The organism is Lentzea jiangxiensis (assembly GCF_900104175.1).
GTDB classification, from domain to species: Bacteria; Actinomycetota; Actinomycetes; order Mycobacteriales; family Pseudonocardiaceae; genus Lentzea; species Lentzea jiangxiensis.
In genome coordinates this window covers 395,090-416,036 of the sequence record NZ_FNIX01000004.1, presented here as the reverse complement: position 1 = coordinate 416,036, position 20,947 = coordinate 395,090, and the positions used below count along the sequence as shown (strand labels likewise).

The 20,947-nt window shown below is 70.6% G+C and carries 22 protein-coding genes; 13 read left to right on the top strand and 9 right to left on the bottom strand.

Annotated features, from left to right (window positions below; all coding sequences use genetic code 11):
* The first annotated feature begins 241 nt into the window (after positions 1 to 241).
* Positions 242 to 970: an oxidoreductase gene (locus BLQ91_RS15975; protein ID WP_090097602.1), complete on the top strand. Its 729-nt coding sequence runs from the start codon at positions 242 to 244 to the stop codon at positions 968 to 970.
* Here the strand turns inward: BLQ91_RS15975 and kynU are convergent.
* Both kynU and BLQ91_RS15965 read right to left on the bottom strand, forming a co-directional pair.
* A complete protein-coding gene (gene kynU / locus BLQ91_RS15970; RefSeq protein ID WP_245733458.1) occupies positions 960 to 2,060 on the bottom strand; it encodes a kynureninase in 1,101 nt (366 codons plus the stop codon). The genes BLQ91_RS15975 and kynU overlap by 11 nt on opposite strands.
* Positions 2,057 to 2,872, bottom strand: a complete 816-nt coding sequence (locus BLQ91_RS15965; protein ID WP_090097600.1) for a tryptophan 2,3-dioxygenase — start codon at positions 2,870 to 2,872, stop codon at positions 2,057 to 2,059. The genes kynU and BLQ91_RS15965 overlap by 4 nt, the downstream gene beginning before the upstream one ends.
* 106 nt (positions 2,873 to 2,978) lie before the next feature.
* Between BLQ91_RS15965 and BLQ91_RS15960 the strand changes: the two genes are divergently transcribed.
* Genes BLQ91_RS15960 through BLQ91_RS15950 form a run of 3 tightly spaced genes read left to right on the top strand, consistent with a single transcriptional unit; the run spans position 2,979 to position 5,032 of the window.
* Positions 2,979 to 3,419: an Lrp/AsnC family transcriptional regulator gene (locus BLQ91_RS15960; RefSeq protein ID WP_218130281.1), complete on the top strand. Its 441-nt coding sequence runs from the start codon at positions 2,979 to 2,981 to the stop codon at positions 3,417 to 3,419.
* 39 nt (positions 3,420 to 3,458) lie between these two features.
* Positions 3,459 to 3,893, top strand: coding sequence for an Rrf2 family transcriptional regulator (locus BLQ91_RS15955; RefSeq protein WP_090097599.1), 435 nt, complete (start codon positions 3,459 to 3,461; stop codon positions 3,891 to 3,893).
* Between the two features lie 11 nt (positions 3,894 to 3,904).
* Positions 3,905 to 5,032: a globin domain-containing protein gene (locus tag BLQ91_RS15950; RefSeq protein WP_090097598.1), complete on the top strand. Its 1,128-nt coding sequence runs from the start codon at positions 3,905 to 3,907 to the stop codon at positions 5,030 to 5,032.
* On the opposite strand, the gene BLQ91_RS15945 is transcribed toward BLQ91_RS15950, so the two are convergent.
* The 3 genes from BLQ91_RS15945 to BLQ91_RS15935 all read right to left on the bottom strand — a co-directional run bounded on the left by BLQ91_RS15945 (position 5,021) and on the right by BLQ91_RS15935 (position 7,372).
* Positions 5,021 to 5,932 carry an N-acetylmuramic acid 6-phosphate etherase gene (locus BLQ91_RS15945; protein WP_090097597.1) on the bottom strand — a complete coding sequence of 304 codons (912 nt, stop codon included), beginning with the start codon at positions 5,930 to 5,932 and terminating at the stop codon, positions 5,021 to 5,023. The genes BLQ91_RS15950 and BLQ91_RS15945 overlap by 12 nt on opposite strands.
* A complete protein-coding gene (locus tag BLQ91_RS15940) occupies positions 5,929 to 6,849 on the bottom strand; it encodes a MurR/RpiR family transcriptional regulator (RefSeq protein WP_176959770.1) in 921 nt (306 codons plus the stop codon). Before BLQ91_RS15940 ends, BLQ91_RS15945 begins: the two co-directional genes overlap by 4 nt.
* Positions 6,850 to 6,925: 76 nt before the next feature.
* Entirely contained in the window at positions 6,926 to 7,372 is a 447-nt protein-coding gene (locus tag BLQ91_RS15935) for a carboxymuconolactone decarboxylase family protein (protein WP_090097595.1), read from the bottom strand.
* 49 nt (positions 7,373 to 7,421) lie between these two features.
* Here BLQ91_RS15935 and pdxR point away from each other — a divergent pair, with 49 nt between their 5' ends.
* Positions 7,422 to 8,759 (top strand): MocR-like pyridoxine biosynthesis transcription factor PdxR, encoded by a 1,338-nt coding sequence (gene pdxR / locus BLQ91_RS15930; protein ID WP_245733453.1) that lies wholly within the window; start codon positions 7,422 to 7,424, stop codon positions 8,757 to 8,759.
* On the opposite strand, the gene BLQ91_RS15925 is transcribed toward pdxR, so the two are convergent.
* The 4 genes from BLQ91_RS15925 to BLQ91_RS15910 all read right to left on the bottom strand — a co-directional run bounded on the left by BLQ91_RS15925 (position 8,742) and on the right by BLQ91_RS15910 (position 14,553).
* Positions 8,742 to 10,265, bottom strand: coding sequence for a serine hydrolase domain-containing protein (locus BLQ91_RS15925; RefSeq protein ID WP_090097593.1), 1,524 nt, complete (start codon positions 10,263 to 10,265; stop codon positions 8,742 to 8,744). The genes pdxR and BLQ91_RS15925 overlap by 18 nt on opposite strands.
* A gap of 7 nt (positions 10,266 to 10,272) precedes the next feature.
* Positions 10,273 to 11,478: an exo-beta-N-acetylmuramidase NamZ family protein gene (locus BLQ91_RS15920; protein ID WP_090097592.1), complete on the bottom strand. Its 1,206-nt coding sequence runs from the start codon at positions 11,476 to 11,478 to the stop codon at positions 10,273 to 10,275.
* Positions 11,475 to 13,130 (bottom strand): glycoside hydrolase family 3 protein, encoded by a 1,656-nt coding sequence (locus BLQ91_RS15915; RefSeq protein WP_090097775.1) that lies wholly within the window; start codon positions 13,128 to 13,130, stop codon positions 11,475 to 11,477. The genes BLQ91_RS15920 and BLQ91_RS15915 overlap by 4 nt, the downstream gene beginning before the upstream one ends.
* 628 nt (positions 13,131 to 13,758) lie before the next feature.
* Positions 13,759 to 14,553: an HAD-IB family hydrolase gene (locus BLQ91_RS15910; RefSeq protein WP_090097591.1), complete on the bottom strand. Its 795-nt coding sequence runs from the start codon at positions 14,551 to 14,553 to the stop codon at positions 13,759 to 13,761.
* Between the two features lie 448 nt (positions 14,554 to 15,001).
* On the opposite strand from BLQ91_RS15910, the gene ssd reads away from it, so the two are divergent.
* The 8 genes from ssd (at position 15,002) to BLQ91_RS15870 (ending at position 20,657) form a co-directional block, all read left to right on the top strand.
* Entirely contained in the window at positions 15,002 to 16,036 is a 1,035-nt protein-coding gene (ssd, locus tag BLQ91_RS15905; protein WP_090097590.1) for a septum site-determining protein Ssd, read from the top strand.
* Between the two features lie 474 nt (positions 16,037 to 16,510).
* Positions 16,511 to 17,623, top strand: coding sequence for a TadA family conjugal transfer-associated ATPase (locus BLQ91_RS15900; RefSeq protein WP_090097589.1), 1,113 nt, complete (start codon positions 16,511 to 16,513; stop codon positions 17,621 to 17,623).
* Positions 17,617 to 18,387, top strand: a complete 771-nt coding sequence (locus BLQ91_RS15895; RefSeq protein ID WP_176959769.1) for a type II secretion system F family protein — start codon at positions 17,617 to 17,619, stop codon at positions 18,385 to 18,387. Before BLQ91_RS15900 ends, BLQ91_RS15895 begins: the two co-directional genes overlap by 7 nt.
* Positions 18,384 to 18,908, top strand: coding sequence for a type II secretion system F family protein (locus BLQ91_RS15890; RefSeq protein WP_090097587.1), 525 nt, complete (start codon positions 18,384 to 18,386; stop codon positions 18,906 to 18,908). Before BLQ91_RS15895 ends, BLQ91_RS15890 begins: the two co-directional genes overlap by 4 nt.
* A gap of 38 nt (positions 18,909 to 18,946) precedes the next feature.
* A complete protein-coding gene (locus tag BLQ91_RS15885; RefSeq protein WP_090097586.1) occupies positions 18,947 to 19,108 on the top strand; it encodes a DUF4244 domain-containing protein in 162 nt (53 codons plus the stop codon).
* Positions 19,109 to 19,118: 10 nt separating this feature from the next.
* Complete coding sequence (locus BLQ91_RS15880; protein ID WP_090097585.1) at positions 19,119 to 19,418, top strand: TadE family type IV pilus minor pilin; 300 nt, start codon at positions 19,119 to 19,121, stop codon at positions 19,416 to 19,418.
* On the top strand, positions 19,415 to 20,182 hold the full coding sequence (locus tag BLQ91_RS43770; RefSeq protein WP_425412486.1) for an Rv3654c family TadE-like protein: 768 nt from the start codon (positions 19,415 to 19,417) through the stop codon (positions 20,180 to 20,182). Before BLQ91_RS15880 ends, BLQ91_RS43770 begins: the two co-directional genes overlap by 4 nt.
* A complete protein-coding gene (locus tag BLQ91_RS15870) occupies positions 20,094 to 20,657 on the top strand; it encodes a bifunctional DNA primase/polymerase (protein WP_425412485.1) in 564 nt (187 codons plus the stop codon). The genes BLQ91_RS43770 and BLQ91_RS15870 overlap by 89 nt, the downstream gene beginning before the upstream one ends.
* Positions 20,658 to 20,947 lie beyond the last annotated feature (290 nt).

The window sequence follows — 20,947 nt, the reverse complement described above, 5'->3', positions numbered from 1 at the left end:
AAAGTCCAGACCGGTTGGGGATGCGGGTACTGACCGTAGTGCGAGCCAGCTCACTTCCAACAGGTTCCTCCCCAAAAAGGTTCAGACCAATCTGGGGAGTCGGTTACACGGCTGTCACTGTGTAACCCGTTTCGTCTGGTCCGGGCACGTGTAGCGCGTTGAACGGACGAAGTTGCGCGCTCAACGGTCCACTCAGTGAGCTGGGTCACGCGTTTCACCTGGTCAGGTACTCTGCGCGACCGTGACCGATCCTCTCGCCCCGCTGCTTTCCTTGCCCGGTGTGGCAGACGCCGCGAACGCCGCCAAGGACGCCGTCTTCCAGGTGCACCGCCATCGGGTGAACCTGCGCGGCTGGGCCACGACCGCGGCGGAGGCGTCCGTCCGCGCCGCCCGCGCGTCGGCGGCGCTGGAGGGCGGCCCGACCGAGATCCCCGAGTCCGGTGAGGTCTCCGACCCCGTGCTGGCCGGCTCGCTGCGGGTCGCCGAGGCCCTGGGCGGCCTCGTGGCCGTCTGGCAGCGCGCGCCCTTGCAAGCTCTCGCGCGGCTGCACGTCCTCGCCGCCGCAGACCTGAGCTCCGACGTCGGACGGCCGCGCGTCTCCGAACACGTGTCGCAGCGGCTCGACCTGCTCGGCTCCCTCGTCACCGGCGGGACGTCCGTGCCGTCGCCCGTCGTCGTCGCCGTGGTGCACGGCGAACTGCTAGGCCTGGCGCCGTTCGACGTCGCCAACGGCGTGGTGGCCCGTGCCGCGGCGCGGATGACGTCGATCTCGACCGGCCTCGACCCCAAGGGGCTCGGCGTGCCGGAGGTGGCGTGCCTGCGCCGGCCGGCCGAGTACGAGGCCGCTTCCGTGGCGTTCGCGTCGGGGACGCCGGAGGGCCTGGTTCAGTGGATCCTGTTCGTCTGCTCGTCGCTGGAGGCGGGCGCCCGCGAGGCCAAGAGCATCGCGGACGCCGCACTCACCGGGTGACTTCCGCCAGCACCTCGGCGGCCCTGACCGCGTCCTCGTCGGTCACGTAGAGCGGGGCGAACCCGAACCGCAGGACGTCCGGCGGCCGGTGGTCGCCGATGACACCCCGTGCGACCAGCTCGTCCATCACCGCCCTGGCGTCCCGGCAGCGCACCGAGATCTGGTTGCCGCGGTTCTCCGGGGTGATCACTTCGAGGGTCGTGAGCTTCTCGACGTGCTCGCGGAACAACGCGGTCAGCGCGAGACCGCGCTGCCGCAGTTCGGCGAGGTCGACGTCGTCCCACACGTCCAGGGCGGCGTCGAGGGCCAGCATCGACAGGATGTCCGGCGTGCCGACGCGTGCGCGCGCGATGCCGGGATCCGGTTCGTAGGAGGACTTCATGCCGAACGGCTCGCGGTGCCCGTTCCAGCCCGACAACGGGTTCTCGAAGCTCGCCTGCTTGTGCTTCGGCACGTAGATGAACGCCGGCGCGCCCGGCCCGCCGTTGAGGAACTTGTACGTGCAGCCGATCGCGTAGTCGACCCCGAGGGCGTCCAGCTCGATCGGCAGCACACCCGCGCTGTGGCAGAGGTCCCAGACCACCTGCGCGCCGGCACCGTGGACCTGCTCGGTGAGCGCCTTCATGTCGTGCAGCTCGCCGGTCCGGTAGTCGACCTGGTTGAGCAGCACCACCGCGGTGTCCCCGGTGAGGTCCAAAGAGGACGGATGCGCGGCGCGGATCTTCATGCCGCTCAGGGAGGCGACGGACTGCGCGATGTAGCCGTCGGTCGGGAACGTCGACTCGTCGCACACGATCTCGGTGCGGTCGGTGCCCCTGACCGCGCCCATCAGCGCCTTGAAGACGTTGACCGACGTGGAGTCGCCGACGACGACCTGGCCCCGTGCCGCCCCGACCAGCCGCCCGACGCGGTCGCCGACCCGTTGCGGCGTCTCCCACCAGCCCTCGGACCACGACCGGATCAGCCGCCGGCCCCACTGGTGCTCCACGACCTCCCGCATGCGCCCGGCGACGTGCTTCGGCAGCGCGCCGAGGGAGTTGCCGTCGAGGTAGATGACACCTTCGGGGATGTCGAACAGCTCGCGCCTCACACGTGGCTCCTGGCGGTCCACAACTCGGGGAACACCGCGCGCTGGGTGCGCTTCTCCAGCCATGCGACACCGGCGGAGCCACCCGTGCCGACCTTCGAGCCCATCGAGCGGCGGGTCGCGAGCAGGTGGTCGTAGCGCCAGCGCGCGAACTCCTCGGCGATGTCGGTCAGCGCCTCGCCGAGCTCGAGCAGGTCGCGGTCGTGGCCGCGGTAGATCGCCGCCCACACCTGCTCGACGTCGGGCGACGGCTCGTAGGCCTGGGTGAGGTCGCGGTCCAGCACGGCCTGCGGGATGGCGAAACCCTTGCGCCGCAACGCGGCCAGCACGTCGTCGTAGAGCGAGGGCTCTCCGAGCGACTTCTCCAGCTGGTCGTGCATCGCCGGCACGGCCCGGTGCGGCACGAGCATCGACCGCGACTTCTCGCCGAGCAGGAACTCCATCTCGCGGTACATGCCGCTCTGGAAACCCGAGCCCTCGCCGAGCGCGTCGCGGAAGGAGTTGAACTCGGTCGGCGTCATGCGCGCGATCGGCCGCCACGCCGCCGACAGCGCCTGCAGGTGCAGGTCGGACCGGCGGAGCGTGCGGACGGCGGCGCGCAGGTCGTCGGCGCGCAGCTCGGCCTGGGCCTGCCGCCACTCGAAGCAGAGCAGGCCGAAGTACAGCTCCATCACCTGCGTGATGACCAGGAACGACATCTCACGCGGATCTTTGGACCACTGCTGTTGAAGGGTGTGCAGCACCGACGCGTGCACGTAGTCCTCGTACGGCGTGGTGCCGCCGAAATCCAGCTTCGGAGAAACGGGGCAGCTCATGCCTTCAATCGTCGCCGGAACGGCTCGTCACCTGAATGGACGACGAAAGGCATTCGTGCCGAAGTTCTTCCGAACGCAAAACAGATCACCGAGTAGCTTTGCGTTCATGTTGGACGACGTGGACAAGGCCCTGTTGGAGGCGCTCCAAGAGGATGCGCGCCTGTCGTACAACGAACTGGCCCGCCGGGTGCACGTCTCGCCGCCGACGGTCGCGCAACGGGTCCGGCGCCTGGAGAACATGGGTGCCATCACCGGCTATCGCGCCGTGGTCGACCCCACCGTCGTCGGACGTCCGGTCGTCGCGTTGGTGCGCATGAAGTGCTACGGCCCGAGGTGCATCACGGTCCACCCGGAGCTGCTCGACGACCTGCCCGAGGTCGTCGAGGTCGTGCGGCTGACCGGGGACATCTGCTCGGTGGTGAAGGTCGTGACCACGTCCATCGTGGAGCTGGAACGGCTGCTGGTCCGGCTGGCGGCGCACGGGGAGACGTCCAGCGCGATGGTGCTGTCGACGCCGATCCCGTGGCGCCCGGTGTTGCCCGGATAACACGAATCTCAGATTCCAGTTAGGTTAGCCTCCGATCTCGTGAGGCTGACCAAGAGCACGGACATCGCGCTGCGGATCGTGATGCGGCTGGCCGTTTCCGCCGAACCGGCCAACCCGACGACACGCGAAGTCGCCGAAGTCATGGGTGTGCAGTACACCCATGCGGCCAAGGTCGTGTCCCAGCTCCAGCACCTCGGTGTGGTGGTGGCGCGGCGCGGCCGGGGCGGTGGTCTGGCGCTCGCCGGAACGGGCCGGTCCACCTCGGTCGGGTGGCTCGTGCGCGAACTGGAGGGCGTCGGCGACGTCGTCGACTGCGAAGGCGAAGTGTCGTGCCCGCTGAGTTCCGCCTGCCGGCTGCGCCGCGCGTTGCGCCAGGCCCAGGAAGCCTTCTACGCCTCGCTCGATCCACTGCGCGTCGAGGACCTCGTCGCTGATCCCACCGGTCCCGTGCTGCTGAGCCTGCAGCTCAAGTGAGGAGTTCGCCGATGCTGTCCCCGAAGTCCGCTGAACTGGTCGAAGCCACGCTGCCCGCCGTCGGGGCGGCGATCGGCGAGATCAGCGAGCTGTTCTACACCCGCATGTTCGACGAGCACCCGATCCTGCTGCGGCACCTGTTCAACCGGGGCAACCAGGCCAACGGCACCCAGGCCCAGGCGCTGGCCGGGTCGGTCGCCGTCTTCGCGTCGGGCCTGCTCGAGGGCAAGCAGCCCGACGCGATGCTGCGCCGCATCGCGCACAAGCACGTTTCCGTCGGCGTCACGTCCGGCCAGTACGCGGTCGTGCACAAGCACCTGATGGGCGCGATCGCCGAGGTCCTCGACGTCACGCCGGAGATCGCGGCGGCCTGGAGCGAGGTCTACTGGCTGATGGCCGACACGCTGATCGGCCTGGAGCGGTTCCTGCCGCGCGGGCAGGAGGACCACCGCGTGATCGCCCGGTTCCAGGAGACCGACGACGTGGTGACGTTCGTCGTGCGGCCGGTGAACGGCCCGGTGCCGCCGACCAAGCCGGGCCAGTACGTGTCGGTGCACGTCCCGCTGCCCGGCGGCATCCGGCAGATCCGCCAGTACAGCCTCTCCGGGCGGACCGACGACGCGTTGCAGTTCTCGGTGAAGCGCGACGGAGAGGTGTCGAACCACCTGCACGACCACGCGCCGGTGGGCAGCACCGTGCGGCTCAGCCGGCCGGCCGGGGACGTGACCCTGCAGCCCGGTGACGGTCCGGTGCTGCTCGCGTCGGCGGGGATCGGCTGCACACCGATGATCGCGATGCTCGCCGACCTCGCCGCCACCGGGTCGCAGCGGAAGGTCATCGCCGTGCACGGCGACCGCGACCAGTTCAGCCACCCGTTCCGCGCCGAGCTCGGCCAGCTCGTGGCGAAGCTCGAGGACGGGCAGGCGCACGTCTTCTACGAGGAACCCGTCGGGCAGTGGCCGGCCGAGCGCACCGGGTTCGTCGACCTCTCGTCGGTGCCGGTCCCGGCCGGCACGACCGCCTACCTGTGCGGGCCGGTGCCGTTCCTGCGCGCGGTGCGGGCCCAGCTGCTCGAAGCCGGGGTCACCGACATCCACTACGAGGTGTTCGGCCCGGACGTCGTCGTGTCAGCCGGCTAGCCGGTCCAGGGCGTTGCGGACGTGGCCCTTGGTGTCCTCCAGAGCCGCGGCCGCACGCTCGGTCGGTTCGCCCGACAGCAGGTGCACCAGCGCCACCTTGAGGTCGCCGGACGCGTCCGCCAGCGCCTGCTCGCAGTCGTCCACCGGCAGGCCGGTGGCCTCGTGCAGGATCCGGATCGTCCGGCCGCGCAGCTTCGCGTTCGTCGCGCGCATGCTGACCATCAGGTTCGAGTAGGTGCGGCCGAGCTTGACCATCACCGCGGTGGAAAACGATGTGAGGACGAGCTTCTGGGCCGATCCCGCCTTCATCCGCGTGGAGCCGGCGATGGCTTCGGGACCGGTGTCCAGGGCGACCAGGACGTCCGGGGTGAACGGCACCGAGGCGTTGTTCGACACGAGCACGGTGCGAGCGCCCAGCGCCCGCGCCTCTTCCAGCGCGCCGATCACGAACGGCGTGCGCCCGGACGCCGTCACGCCCACGACCAGGTCCTTCGCCGTGGCGTGGCGGCGGATCTGGGCGGCGCCGGAGGAGTCCTCGACCTCCTCGACCGCGCGGACCAGCGCCTCGGAGCCGCCCGCGTGGTGGGCGACGAACCAGTCGGCCGGCGCGTTGAACGTCGGCACCAGCTCCGCGGCGTCCAGCGTCGCGAGCCGGCCGGACGTGCCGGCGCCGACGTAGTGCACGCGGCCGCCGGACATGATCGCGGCGACGCCGAGGTCGACCGCTTCCGCCAGCTCCGGCAGCGCCGCGGCGACGGCCGACGGGACCGTGCTGTCCTCGTCGTTGATCATGCGGAGCACGTCGACCGTGGGGACCCGGTCGATGTCGGTCGTGCGGGGGTTCCGCTGCTCGGTCGGAGACTCCACGCGCACCACCACACCGTTCCGGGGGGACGTCATTTAGTCGTCTCCCGCGGCCGCCTGCGACCGTCCGGTCTCGCTCCCAGCCGGTGGCCGGAGACGGCCTCGTAGGTCGCCTCCAGCGCCGTCTTCGCCGAGTCCACGTGGTGCTGGGCGACGCCGATGAACAGGCAGTCGATCACCGTGAGCTGGGCGATCCGGCTCGCCATCGCACCGGAGCGGAACGTGGTCTCGCGCGCGGCCGTGGTCAGCACGTGGTCGGAGACCTCGGTGATCGGCGAGCGCGGGAAGTTCGTGAGGGCGACCGTGGTGGCGCCGGTCTCGCGGGCGACGCGCAGGGCCTCGACGGTCTCCGAGGTGGAGCCGGTGTGCGAGATGCCCACGGCGACGTCCGCCTCGGTCAGCACGGCGGCCGACGTCAGCGCGATGTGCGTGTCGTTCCACGCGAAGCACGTGAGCCCTATGCGGTGCAGCTTCTGCTGCAGGTCGAACGCGACGAACGCGCTCGCGCCGAAGCCGTAGACGTCCACGCGGCGTGCGCCCGCGACGGCCTGCACGACCTTGTCGAGCGCCTCGACGTCGAGCTGCTCGGCGGTCTCCTCGACGGCGCGGGCGTCGGCGAACGCGACCTTGCCGACGACCTGCCGCAGGTCGTCGCCGGGGCCGATGTCGCCGCCCATGTCGTGGTTGGCACGGGCGGCGCTGCGAGCGGTGTCGGCGGCCAGCGAGATGCGCAGCTCGGGGTACCCACCGACGCCGATGGCCTTGCAGAACCGCGTCACCGTCGTCTCGCTGGTGCCCGCCTGCTCGGCGACCTCGGTGATGCTGCGGTGCGCGACCGTCCCCGGGTTCTCCAGCACCACCTTCGCGACGCGCTGCTCGGCGCGCGCGAGACCCGGCAGCAACGACCGGATCTTCACCAGCGGGCTGGACTCGGCACTGCTCTCAGTGGACACGTGGGAAACTTACTAACCGCCACACCAACGGTCAACGGAGTGTGTCCGAAAGTCACTCCGTCGGCAGGTTCGCCGGTCAGCGGACGTCGGGCTTCTTCCGCGTGGACACGGCGATCCGGTTCCAGGAGTTGATCGTGAAGATCAACGCGATGAGCTGCGCCAGCTCCTCCTCGCCGAAGTGTTCCGCAGCCCGCTCGTAGACCTCGTCGCTGACGTACTCGTGGCTGCTGAGGACCGTGATGGCCTCGGTGAGGCGCAGTGCGGCCTGCTCCTTCTCGGTGTAGAGGTCGCCCGCTTCCTCCCACGCGTTGAGCAGGTAGATGCGGGCCTCGGTCTCGCCTCCCTTCCGCGCGTCGACCGTGTGCATGTTGAGGCAGTACGCGCAGTGGTTGAGCTGCGAGGCGCGGATGCGGACGAGCTCGGCGAGCTGCTCGTCGAGCCCCTCGCGGGCGGCGGCGTCGAGGGCGATCATGGCGCGGTAGACCTTCGGGGCCTTCTTGGCGATGTCGATGCGGTTCGTCATGACTTGAAACTAGGCCGCGCAACGGCCCTGGCCGTGGTGCAATCTGATCGTGGAATCGTGGGCCAATCTCGACTTCCACCTGGACCTGTCCGGTTCGGGTGGGCTGCGGCACCGGTTGACGGCGTCGCTGCGGGACGCGGTCCGGTCGGCGAGGCTGCCTCCCGGCACCCGGCTGCCCGCCTCGCGGTCGCTCGCCGCCGACCTCGGGATCGCGCGCAACACCGTCGCCGAGGCCTACGCGGAACTGGTGGCCGAAGGCTGGCTGACCGCTCGTCAGGGATCCGGAACCGTTGTCGCGCACCGGGTTTCGCCGCCTGCCCCCGTCACCCGCAGGGCCGAAGGGCCGGAAGCGCTGTTCGACCTGACCGTGTCGACGCCGGACGTCACCGAGTTCCCGCGCGCGGAGTGGATCCGCTCGACGCGGCGGGCGCTGACGGCGGCACCGTCGGAGGCGTTCGGTCCGGGGGACCCGCAGGGGCGCATCGAGTTGCGCACCGCGCTGGCCGAGTACCTCGCACGGGCGCGGGGCGTGCGGGCCGACCCCGAGCGGATCGTGGTGTGCTCGGGGTTCGGGGGCGCTGTCCGGATGTTCGACCGGCTGCTCGAGCCACCCGTCGTCGTCGAGGAGTACGGGCTGCACTTCCACCGGTCGCTGTGGACGTCGACGGTGCCGTTGGCGGTGGACGACCACGGCGCGAACACCGAGCAGTTGCCCGACGACCTGCGTGCGTGCGTGTTGACGCCAGCGCACCAGTTCCCGCTGGGCGGTCCGCTGCACCCACGGCGGCGCGCATCGGCCGTGGAGTGGGCACGGCGCGTGGACGGGCTTGTGCTGGAAGACGACTACGACGGGGAGTTCCGCTACGACCGGCAGCCGGTGGGAGCCGTGCAGGGGCTGGACCCCGAGCACGTCGTCTACCTCGGGACGTCCAGCAAGGCGCTGTCGCCGGCGTTGCGGATCGCGTGGATGGTGCTGCCGGACCGGTTCGTGGACCCGGTGCTGGAGTTGAAGACCGACCGCGAGCAGCACGTCAGCATGCTCGACCAGTTGACGTTGGCCGACTTCCTGTCGTCCGGCGCCTACGACAGCCACGTGCGGCGGATGCGGCTGAAGTACCAACGGCGGCGTGACCGGCTCGTGGAGACTGTCTCGCCGTACGTGACCGTCTCGGGCATCGCCGCCGGGATGCACGCAGTGCTGGAGACGCCTCACGAAACGGCGGTCGTGGAGACCGCGCGCGAACGTGGGATCGAGCTCAGCCCGCTGTCGTGGTTCCGGCACGAGCAGAGCGACGACGACCGGTCCGGAGTGGTCGTGAGCTTCGGAGCGCCCGCGTTCCCCCGGGCGCTCCAAAGCTTCGCCGAGGTGCTAGCGGCGTGCTGCTGACCAGCCGTCGGCCGTGACTTCGCCGCGGGCGTGCACGTAGACGCCACGGCCGTTGTACTGGCCCGCCTTGGTGTGGACGAACCGGGACTTCACCGGTTCCACCGCCACCCAGCGACGGCCGGTCGTCGTGATCGTCCGCGCGTCCTGCCAATCGGTGCCGTTCCAGTGCTGCACGGTGAGCTTGTCGCCCTTGTCGACGTCGACGAAGACCTCGACCGGGCGTTCCGCGACCAGCGTGCCGCCGGAAGTCGTCGCACGCCATTGCCTTCCGTGCGCCTTGACGGCGAGAGCGTTCGCCAGGCCGTCGGCGGCGACGCGGCGGGCCGGGTTCACGCTGCCCCAGTCCCGGCTCGGGTGCACGCGGTTGGTCAGCAGGACCGCGATCGACCGCGAGGCCTTGTCGACCACGAACGACGTGCCGGTGTAGCCGGTGTGTCCGGCGGTTCCGGGTCCGCTCAGCGCGCCCATGTACCAGCGCTGGTCGAGCTCGAAGCCGAGACCGTGGGCGTTGTCGGGGAACTGCTGGTTGAAGTTCGTGAGCATCAGCTCGACGGAGTGCTCGGTCAGGATCCGGCGGCCGTTGTAGGTGCCGCCGTTGAGGATCGTCTGGCCGAGGACCGCGAGGTCCCTGGCCGTGCCGAAGACGCCCGCGTGGCCGGCGACTCCTCCGAGGGACCAGGCGTTCTCGTCGTGCACCTCGCCGCGGACGATGCCGCGTGGCGGGGAGGACTGGAACTCCGTCGCCGCCGTGCGGTCCTTCGCCTTCGGGTTGTAGCCGGTGTCCTTCATGCCGAGCGGCCCGGTGATGCCGTCCCGCACGGCCTGGTCGAGCCTCTTGCCGCTCACCTCGAGGACGATCTCGCCGAGCGTGATCAGGTTCAGGTCCGAGTAGACGTACGTGGTGCCGGGCGTGGACTTCGGCTTCACGTCCATCACGGCTTTGATGCGCGACGGGACGTCCGGGTACAGCTTCCACAACGGGATGAACGGTTCGAGGCCGCTCGTGTGTGTGAGGAGCTGCTTGACGGTGATGTTCTCCTTGCCGTTCACGCCGAACTCGGGCAGGTAGGTGGCGACGCGTTCGTCGATGCCGACGCGCCCCTGCTCGACCTGCTGCATCACCGCGATCGACGTGAAGAGCTTGGAGATGGAGGCGAGGTCGAAGATCGTGTCCTTGCTCATCGGGACGCGTTCTTCCTCCGGCAGCTGGGTTTGCGCGTCCTCGTAGAGCACCGCGTAACCCGTGCGGTCGTGCGTGACGATCTTGCCGTCGTGCACGTACAGCGTGACGGCGCCCGCGTAGAGCGGTTTGCCGTTCGCCTGCGATTTCGTGAAGTCGTGGAGCCGGCGCAGGGCCGCGTTGATCGGCTCGGGGTCGAGGCCCGCCCAGTACGGGTTGGACTGGCGCAACGTCGTCCGTTCGTGCGCGAAGCCGTCCTGGGGCTGGTCGAAGTGGCCGGGGACCGCCGTCGTCACGAGCGCGACGGCCAGGGCAGGGATGAGCATGGCGTCCTCACCGGTAGCGCAGGTAGGGCAGGCGGGTGCGGCGGAACTGCTGCAGCTCCTGCTGCCACGCGCCGACGACCTCGTCCAGCGGAGCCTGGGCGTCGATCATCCCGCGCAGCCGGCCGGAGCCGCTGAGCTTGTCGATCCAGTTGTCGGGCCGCCACGCGAAGACGGCCGGGTACAGCGACTTCACGGTGATGATCATCGCTACGGCGGTCCTGATGGCGTCGAACTCGTGCGGGTCGGTGACGTGCAGGGTGACACCGCCGCAGGCCTTGCCCTGGAACTTGTTGAACGTCGGCGAGAAGTAGGTCTCGCGGAACCGGACTCCGCTGAGGCCCAAGGCGTTCAGCCGCTCCGCCCAGCGCCAGTCGATGCCGGGTGCGCCGACGGTCTCGAACGGACGGGTGGTGCCGCGGCCCTCGGACAGCACCGTGCCCTCGAACAGGCACGTGCCGGGGTAGACCAGCGCGGTGTCCGGGGTGGGCATGTTCGGACTCGGCGGCACCCACGGCAGGCCGGTGTCGAGCTGGTCGCGCCGCCAGCCCCGGACGTCCACGACCTCCAGGGCGGTCTTGAGGCCGAACTCGCCCACGAAGAAGCGGGCGAGCTCGCCGACCGTCATGCCGTGCTGCTGGACGATGGGCTTGAGGCCCACGAACGTGGCGTGGGCCGGGTCGAGCTGCGGGCCGTTCGCCCTGCCGCCGATGGGGTTCGGGCGGTCCAGCACGATGAAGCCGAGGTTCGCCGCGGCCTCCATCGCCTGGTACATCGACCAGATGTAGGTGTAGAAGCGCGCGCCCACGTCCGCGATGTCGAACACGACGGTGTCGATGCCGGCCTTCGCGAACATCGCCTGGATCTTCGCGGGGTTGGCGCCGTACGTGTCGTACACGGGAACGCCGGTGCGCGGGTCCGCGTAGTCGCCCTCGGAGCCGCCCGCCTGCGCCGTGCCGCGGAAACCGTGTTCGGGGCCGAACACGGCCGTCGGCTTGGCGCCGTGGGCGACCATCGAGTCGACGATGTGCGTCTGGTCCCTCAAGATGCCCGTGGGGTTCGTCAGCACGCCGACCTTGCGGCCCCGGAGCTTGCGCCAGCCGTCGCTCGCGAGCTGCTCCGCGGCGGTGGTGAGCTTCGGGACCGCCCGGGCGGCCGGAGCGGTGACGAGGGGGACGGACAGGGCGCCTGCGGTGAGGAAGCTCCGCCGCCTCACCAGGTCACCCCGTGCCCGAACGGGTAGGGCGTCGGACCGGGGACGTCGACCGGGAGCTTGCCCTGCGGCGTGGTCTCGCCGAGCAGGACCTTGGCCAGCGCCTCCATCGACACGGTCGTGGTCGAGTACGTCGCGAGCCACGTCTTGGCGTTGCCGTGGGCCACGTCGTACGGGTTGGCGGTGGCGGCCGCGACGACCGGCTTGCCGGTGGCGACGAGCTGGTTGAGCAGGTCGAGCTGGGCCGGCCTGGTGCTCAGGTTGTTGGTCAGCACCACGATCTTGTCGGCGTTGGCCGCCGCTGCCAGCGCCTGCTGGACCTGCGCCGCCGTGGGGCTCGCCGCCGTGACGACCTTGGTGCCCTTGAGGCGCGTGGCCAGTGCCGAGACCGTGGCGTCGCTCGTGCCGACGACCAGGGGAGCGGTGGCGTTCAGCGGGATCGCCTGGCCGTCGTTGCGCACGGCAGTGATGGTGCGGTCGGCGATGGCCTGGGCCTGCTGGGTGTTGGAGCCGACGACCTGGTCGGCTTTGTTCTCGTCGACCTGGGCGGTGACCATGACGCCGCGCAGGAGCTTCATCTTGAGGATGCGCAGGACGCTCTCGTCGATGCGCTTCTCGGAGATCTCGCCGCTGCGGACGGCCTTGAGGACGCTGTCGATCGCGAGACCGAGGTTCGGCGGCATCAGCAGCTGGTCGACGCCCGCCTTGACGGCCAGCACCGGGATCTCGGCGTCGGAGTGCAGCTTGCGCACGCCCGCCATCTCCAGCGAGTCGGTGACGACCACGCCGTCGTACCCCAGCTCCTCGCGCAGCAGACCGGTGATGATCTTCGGGCTGAGCGTCGCCGGGTTGCCCGACGGGTCGATCTGCGGCACCTGGATGTGCGCGGTCATGATCGAGTCGATCTTGGCGTCGATGGCGGCCTTGAACGGCGGCGAGTCGATCTGGCGCCACTGCTCCAGGCTCCGGTTCGAGACCGGCAGGGCGGTGTGGCTGTCCTCGGACGTGTCGCCGTGGCCGGGGAAGTGCTTGGCGGTCGAGGTCACCGACGCCGGGTCGAGCAGGCGGCGGCCCTCGTAGCCCCTGACCTGCGCGGCCGTCATCTCGGCGGCGAGCTTCGGGTCGCTCGAGAAGCTGCGCACGCCGATGATGGGGTTCACCGGGTTGGAGTTGACGTCGGCGTCCGGCGCGAAGTTCTGGTTGATGCCCATCGCGCGGAGCTCCGAGCCGGTGATGCGCGCGGCCTCCTCCGCGTCCCGCGTGCTGCGGCCGGCGCCGAGGGCCATGTTGCCCGGCAGTTGCGTGGCGGGCGGGCCGATGCGCGTGACGACGCCCATCTCCTGGTCGATCGAGATGAGCAGCGGAACGCGGCTGGCCTTCTGCAGGCCGTTGGACAGCTGCGCGATCTGCTTGGGCGTGTCGATGTTGTCGCGGCTCGAGTTGTTGAAGTAGATGACACCGCCCGGCTGGTACTTGCGCACCATCTCCGCGGCCGTCGTCACTCCGAAGTCGGTCTGGTTCTTGGGGTGCGGGACGTCGGCGGCCTGGCCGTTGACGTACGTGACGAAGAGCTGGCCGACCTTCTGTTCCAGCGACATCCCGCGCAGGGTGGTCACGGCGGCGTCCGCTCTCGCCACCGGCGTGAGAGCGACCATGGCTGTGACCAGCGTCAACGCGGCGAACTTCCGCACTTGTCCGTGCCTCCCGGTAATGTTCCCACAGGTAACTGGCGCAGTTCGCAAGTTACTCACGGCTGTGTGGTGGGTCAACGGGGGCACATTGTGCCGTTCGGTGGCAATTCTTCACCGCACAAGCAGACGGGGCACCCTCGGAAGGGTGCCCCGTCTTCAGCGCGGGCTTGCGAGTTACCAAGCGTGCAACTCGTGTCGTACAACCCTGGCCTCGGCGTCCGGCGTCCCGATACGCAGGCCCTAGACGACAAGCCTCCCGCGGCGTGCTGCGCGTGGGTACTCGAAGTCCGCGCACGGAGCTCCGCCGGGGTGGAGTCTGGCTTCTCTTCGCCAGTTCCCTGGCCGACCCGAGGTCCGCACCACCCATTTAAGTGCGTGTGCCCGGTCACAGCAAGGGCTCGGACGGGTGCACCGTTCAAGCCACGTTCAGTAGTGAAAGTACTGGGGTTTCTGGATTTGTGAGCGGTGATTCGCGTTCGGGTACCGCTGACGGGGGCGGCGCTGTGCACTCACGCGGGCACCACGTGCGCGGCGCGTTGCCGCTACTCGCCGGTACCGGTCCCGAAGGTGCGAACGTCGCTCGAGGACTTGACTAGTCGCGGTTCCGCTTGCGCCGCAGGCCGTACCAGGCGGCGCCGGCCGCCGCGGCGGCACTGAGGCCGATGGCGGTGACCGCGACCGCCCTGCCGGACGGCGTGGGGATGCGGCCCCGCAGGCTCACCGGGTCGACGAACTGCTGCACCGGCCAGTCCTTGTCGACGGCGACGCGGCGCAGCCCCCGGTCCGGGTTCACGGCCGTCGGGTGGCCGACGACCTCGAGCATCGGCAGGTCCGTGACGCTGTCCGAGTAGGCGTAGCTCTGCGCGAGGTCGTAGCCGTGCTCGGCGGCGAGCTGCTTGATGGCGATGGCTTTGTTGTCGGCCGCGCAGTAGAAGTCGATGTCGCCGGTGTAGCGGCCGTCCAGGACGACCATTCTCGTCCCGACGCTGTGGTCGGCGCCGATCATCTGGGCAATGGGCGCGACGAGTTCCTCACCCGAGGCGCTCACGATGACGACGTCGTGGCCCTCGGCCTTGTGGTCGGCGATCAACTGTGTCGCTTCTTTGTAGACGAGCGGGTCGACGATGTCGTGCAGCGTTTCGCTGACGATGCTGCGGATCTGCTCGACGTCCCACCCGGCGGCGAGTGCCGTGATGTGCGCGCGCATGCGCTCCATCTGGTCCGCGTCCGCGCCTGCCAGCATGAACACGAACTGCGCATACGCGCTTTTCAGCACCGCGCGGCGGTTGATCAGCCCTTCCTGGAAGAAGGGACGGCTGAACGCCAGCGTGCTCGACTTCGCGATCACGGTCTTGTCGAGGTCGAAGAAGGCGGCGATCCGACTCATGTAGCGCAGCTTAGGCGTACTGGTCGGTAGGCCGTTCGGGCGGCATTTCGCTCATGTACGAAACCGTTGTGCCGCACGGTTACCGAAACTTGCCCGGCGGCTGTTGCGGAAGTTGCGCGCGGCACTGGCGCAGGGGGATACAGTAGGAGAGTCCGGTTCGACGGACAGGTTCAGTCCGACCCCCCGGGACTGAACCGTTGACGACCCCCGTCCCTCCCCCCTGGCGGGGGTCGTCCCATATCCGCAGGCCGTTTCCCGCAGGCCGCGACTGGACCTCGGCCGCCTGTGCCCGGCGTCGCGCAGCCCAACCTCTCAGCGTGGCACACAGCCCCGACACTTCCTGCGCCCCAAGGCCTCGAAGATCGCGACTTGTCCACACCCGCTGATCTGTCCACATCTCGATCTTCACCCGTTGTGTCGTTCATCACGACCCAGCAGCGTGAACCCCATGACCCGCCCCATCGCCCTGCTCACCGACCAAGACCTCCTCGACGAGGTCCTCCGCGTCGCCGCCGCGGCCGACTGCCCGCTCGCCTGCACCCCGGACGTCACGTCGCTGCGCTCGCAGTGGCACTCGGCCCCACTGGTCCTGCTCGACCCGCACGCGGTCTCCGCCTGCCTCGACGCGGGCTTCCCGCGCCGCTCCGGCGTCCTGGTCGTCCACGGAGGCGATCCGCCGTGGGCCCCGGCCGTGGCCCTGGGAGCCGACGGCGTCCTGGAACTGCCCGCGGAGGACCGCGCCCTGGTGAACGCCCTGACCGACCTCGGCGAGGGTCCGCCCTCCGACCGGGGCCGGGTGGTGTCCTTCCTGGGCGGCCGGGGCGGCGCCGGGGCCTCGGTCCTCGCCGTCGCCGTCGGCCGCGAAGCCGTCGCCCAAGGCGGCGAGGCGATGCTCGTCGACTGCGACCCCCTCGGCGGCGGCATCGACCTGGCCCTGGGCGCGGAGTCCGACGAGGGCGCCCGCTGGCCCGGTGTCCACTGCAGCGGCGGCAAGGTCCCGATGTCCGCCCTCCGCGCCGCCCTGCCCACCTCGGGCAACCTGAGCGTCCTCGCCTGCGACCGCACCGGCCCGGATCCGGAACCGGCCGCCGTGGCGGCAGTCCTCGACGCCGGCCGCAGAGCGGGCTGCACGGTGGTCTGCGACCTCCCGAGGTTCCCCACGTCAGCAGCCTCGGCAGCCCTCGACCGCACCGACCTGACGGTCCTGGTCGTACCGGCCGAGGTGAGAGCCACCGCGGCCGCCGGCAGGGTGGCCACCCGCCTGCTGACGAACGGCCGCAACCTCCGCCTGGTGGTCCGCGGCCCCTCACCGGGCAACCTGCGCCCGGCGGAGATGGCCGAGGTCATCGGCGTCCCCCTGCTCACCTCGATGCGCCCGGAACCGGGCCTGCCGGAGGTGCTGGAACGAGGCCGCTTCCCACGCAACGCCAAGGGCCCGCTCGCGTCAGCGGCCCGTCAGGTCCTGAAAGAGCTGCGCCCCTGACCTGTTCGCGCCGGAGGCGCTGCGGTCCAGGCGCTCCTGGCCGCAAGGAACGTCGCCGGGCCGCGCCGGGCCGGTTTCCGCGCAACGCCAATGGTTCGCTCGCGTCAGCGGCCCGCGAGGTCGTGGAGGAGTGCGCTCCTGATCCGCTTCGTGCCGAAGGCGCCGACGTCCAAGTGCTCCCCGCTGCAAGGGACGTCGCCGAGCCGTGCCGACCCGTTTCCCGTTAGCCACCAACGGTTCCAGCCCTGCCCTTCTCGTCCGGAAGGACCACCGTGCTCCGCCTCTGCCTGCGCATCTTGGGCCGGATGCTGCGCAACCTCGTCGTCTACCGCCGCCCCTTCCCACCCCGCTTCGTCTTCAAGGAGGAGCCCCCGCGATGAACCGCTTCCTCATCTGGTGCACCGAGATCTGGCTCCGCCTCACCGGCGGTGAGATCACCTACGGCCGCCACGCCCGCCGCCCGGGAACGGCGGCATGACCGCCGCCCTCGTCGACCGCGTCCGCCACCGCCTGGCCGGCACCGACATCGAGCTGACCGCGGCGGTGGTCGCCGACGCCGTCCGCTCCGAAGCCGGCGGCGTCCTGGCGGACTCCGACGTCCTCGAAGCCCTCCGGGTCCTCCGCCAGGAGTTCAGCGGTACCGGCCCCCTCGACCCGCTGCTGGCGGACCCCGGCACCACCGACGTCCTCGTCACCGCGCCGGACCAGGTGTGGGTGGACGGCGGGGCGGGCCTGCGCCGCACCACCGTCACGTTCCCCGACGAAGACGCGGTCCGCCGGCTCGCCCAGCGGCTGGCGGTGGCGGCGGGCCGGCGCCTCGACGACGCCTCGCCGTGCGTCGACGGGTGGTTGCCGGGCAGCGGTGTGCGGCTGCACGCGGTGTTGCCACCGATCGCGGAGCGCACCTGCCTGTCGCTGCGGGTTCTGCGGCCGGCGACGCACGACCTCGAAGCGTTGCAACGGCTCGGCACGTTCGACGACGACATCGGGCTGGCGTTGCGCTCGATCGTCCGGAAGAGACTCGCGTTCCTGGTGATCGGCGGAACGGGGTCGGGCAAGACGTCGCTGCTGTCCGCGTTGCTGGGGTGCGTGCCGGCCACCGAACGCATCGTGTGCGTCGAGGACGCCAGCGAGCTCAGTCCCGGCCACCCGCAGTTCGTGCGGCTCACCGCGCGGCCCGCGAACGTCGAGGGTGCGGGCGAGGTGACGGCGCGGGAGCTGGTGCGGGAGGCGTTGCGGATGCGGCCCGACCGGATCGTGGTGGGGGAGGTGCGCGGGGCCGAGGTCCGTGAGCTGCTGACCTCGTTGAACACCGGGCACGAAGGGGGTGCCGGGACGTTGCACGCCAACTCGCCGGCCGAGGTGCCCGCCCGGCTCGAGGCGCTGGGGGCGTTGGGCGGGCTCGCACCGCACGCCCTGCACAGCCAGGTGGCGGCGGCGTTGCGGATCGTCCTGCACATGCGGCGGGACAACGGCGTCCGCTACCTCAACGAGATCGGGGCCTTCGAGCGCACCGGCGACGGGCTCGTGGTCCGTCCGGTCTGGACGCGTGCGAAAGGCTGGCACGACAAGGGGTTGCTGTGCTGACCCTTCTGCTGCTGGCGGCAGCCCTGATCACGTGGCCGCACCTCGAGCCGATCCGGCGGCTCCGGCCGCGGGGCAAACGAGAAGTCGTGGTGCCGAAGTACCTCTGGCTCGTGGCCGCGGCGGCGGTCGCCTACCTGACGACGGGCATCGGCGGACTCGTGGCGGCAGCGGTCCTCGCCGCAACGGCGAGAGCCGTTCTGAAGCAGCACAAGGAGAACAAGGCCCGCACCGCCGCCACCGAAGCGCTCAGCGACGGCTTGGGCGGCGTGATCGACGAGCTGCGGGCAGGCGCCCACCCGGCCCAGGCGGCGGAGGGCGCGGCCCAGGACACCCCCGCGCCGGCCGGCGAAGTGCTGAAAGCCGCGGCGGCGACGTCACGGCTGGGTGGTGACATCACCAGAACGCTGACAGAGCTGGACCAGCCCTTGCTCAAGCCCGCCGTGGCGCAACTGGCGAAGGCGTGGCACGTGTCGGCGAAGCACGGCGTGGCGCTGGCGGACGTCCTGGACGCCACGAGACGCGACCTCGACCAACGGGCGGCGTTCGCCCGGCAGGTGCACGCGCGGATGGCGGGGCCGCGGGCCAGCGCGGCGGTGCTGGCGGTGCTGCCGGTGTTCGGGGTGCTGCTGGGCGAGATCAGCGGCGCCAAGCCGTTCCACGTCCTCACCGGCACCACCGCCGGGCAGTGCCTGCTGGTGCTGGGCGCGGTGTTCCTGGCGGCCGGGCTGTGGTGGACGAAGCGCATCACGGAGGTGGAGCCGTGACGTTCCTCCTCCTCGCGCTGGCATCGCTCGTGCTGCCGAGCCCGCCACGATCCGCCGATCGCCTCAAGCCCCGGGCTCACGCTCCGCCTGTCGAACGGAGAGCGGAAGGGCCGTTCGAGAGGGCGGCGGCCTGGGATCTGCTGGCCGCGTGCCTGAAGGCCGGGCTGCCGGTGCCGACGGCGATCCAGGCCGCCGGGATCGGAGAGCTGGCGCAGGTCGCCGACCTGCTCAGGCTCGGTGCCGACCCGGTCACGGCGTGGGCGCCCGCGCTGGAGCACCCGGCCACGCAGCGGCTCGCCAGGGCCGCCAGGCGGACCGCGCGGTCCGGGGCGGCGCTCGCCCGGCAGACCGCCGAGCTCGCCGCGCGGACCAGGACCGAGGCGACCGACCAGGCCGAAGCGAAGGCGCAGAGGGCCGCGGTCGCGGTGGCCGCACCCCTCGCACTGTGCTTCCTGCCGGCGTTCCTGTGCCTCGGCGTCGTGCCGGTGGTGCTGGGGCTGGCCGATCAGTTGCTCACCTGACCGATCACCTGACCTGTGTTTCCTGACTTGGAGGAGAGATGGACCTGCTCGACGACGACAGCGGCATGAGCACCGTGGAGTACGCGATCGGGACGTTGGTGGCGGCCGCGCTGGCCGCGGTGCTGTACGTGGTCGTGACCAGCGACTTCGTGCAGAACCTGTTGCAAGGGCTGATACAGCGTGCGCTGTCGACGGTCTGACGACCGCGGCATGGTCACGGTCGAGGCGGCGATCGCGGTGAGTGCGTTGCTGGTGGCCATGTGGCTGGCGGCGAACGGGCTGACGGCGGTCATCGAGCAGATGCGGTGCACCGACGCTGCGAGAGAGGCGGCGCGGCTGGCGGCGCGCGGTGAACGGCAGCGCGGTGAGGCGGCGGTCGCGGAGATCGCGCCCGGTGCGACCGTCGTCATCCACCTCGACCCGGACGCGGTGCAGGTGGTCGTCAGCAAGAGAGGTCCGCTCGGCTTACCGCTCAGCGCGCGGGCGTTCGCCGTGCCGGAGCCGCGATGAACGGCGAACGGGCTGGTCGCGAGCGCGGTTCGGCGGCGGTGAGCGGGGTGGTGGCGATGTTGCTGCTGATCATCGTCGCGGCGGGCGGTGCGCGGATCGGTTCGGCGGTCGTCGCGCGGCACCGGGTGACCGGCGCGGCCGATCTGGCGGCGCTCGCGGCTGCCGCTCGGCTCGCCGACGGTGATGAAAGCGCTTGTGAGCAGGCAAAACGAGTGTCGCTGGAGAACAGGGCAGAGTTGACGGGCTGCACGGTGAACGGGTGGGAGGTGGTGGTCGAGGTGTCCGCTGCTACGCCGTTCGGTCCGGTGAACGCACGGGCGAGGGCAGGCCCGGCTGAAGATCGAAGCGTTTGGAGAGCGACGAGCGGTCGACTCGCAGCGGTGAGCGGACTCACACCCGCGCCCGAACATGCTAAGCGGTGGTCGAACGACACGCCCGACGTTCGGCGCTCCGGTCAGCCGGAGGACGTTCGCCGTTCCGTAGCTACCAGTTGTCGAGAGGGGGTTACGGCGGCCCGGGCCGGTGTCGTTAGTTGTAGTGGCGGCACCGACGCGGTGCTCCACAGGAACCGGCACCACGTCGATGTCGAGTCAGAGCCTAGGAAGAAGGCGACGGAAGATGGATTGGTCGGACAGCTGGCGCGGGGCCTTCCGCATCGAACTGCGTGCCGAGGCCGTGAGCCTCGCGTACCGCGGTTGGCCTGTCCTGCCCGGCACCTACCCGACCGCCACCGAGAACGGCGTCACGCAGTGGGCGGGCCGTAGCGGCCTCGAGCTCCACGGCCCGATCCCGGTGCACCGCGACTGGGTCGACCGGATCGGGACGAGCCCCGACCAGGTCGCCACCTGGTGGGCCGGCCGTTCCTACAGCCTTCTCGTCGCCACCGGCCACGTGGTGGACGCGATCGAGGTCGGCACCGCCCTCGGCCGCCGCGCGGCCGTCGCCCTGCGGTCGATCGGTGTTCCCGTGCCGATCGCCGCGACCCCGTCCGGCCGCTGGATGTTCCTCGTGAAGTCCGGCTCGACGCTCAACTCCGAGCTGGCCGGCAACTCGGACGTGCACCACTACGCCAAGGGCGAGTACATCCCGCTTCCCCCCACCACCATGGCGCACGGTGTCGTGCACTGGCGGGTCAAGCCGCAGGTCTGCGGCTGGAACCTGCCGGACGCGCACGTCGTGCAGGACGCACTCGTCGAGGCGGTCCGCACCCCGGCGGGCTACCAGCTCCAAACCGCCTGACACAACCGAAGAGCCCGGCCGTGCTGGGTGTCGTCGTGGACTCTCCCCGACAACCCCGAAGGCGATGCCCTGCACGGCCGTTCCACCAAGCCCGGTCCGATGACCGGCCTCCGCACCCCGCACGTCGGGGGCCGGCGAAGGAACGGGCGAAAAGCCGAACACGCACCCCGAAGGACAGCCTCCCGCAACAGTGACCGGACCGAGGACGGTAGTGGCAGAGCCCCCGCTCTGCCGCGGTCGGTGAAGCCGGCTCCTCCCCGGAGTTCGTCAGAAGACAGTCGACACCGTCG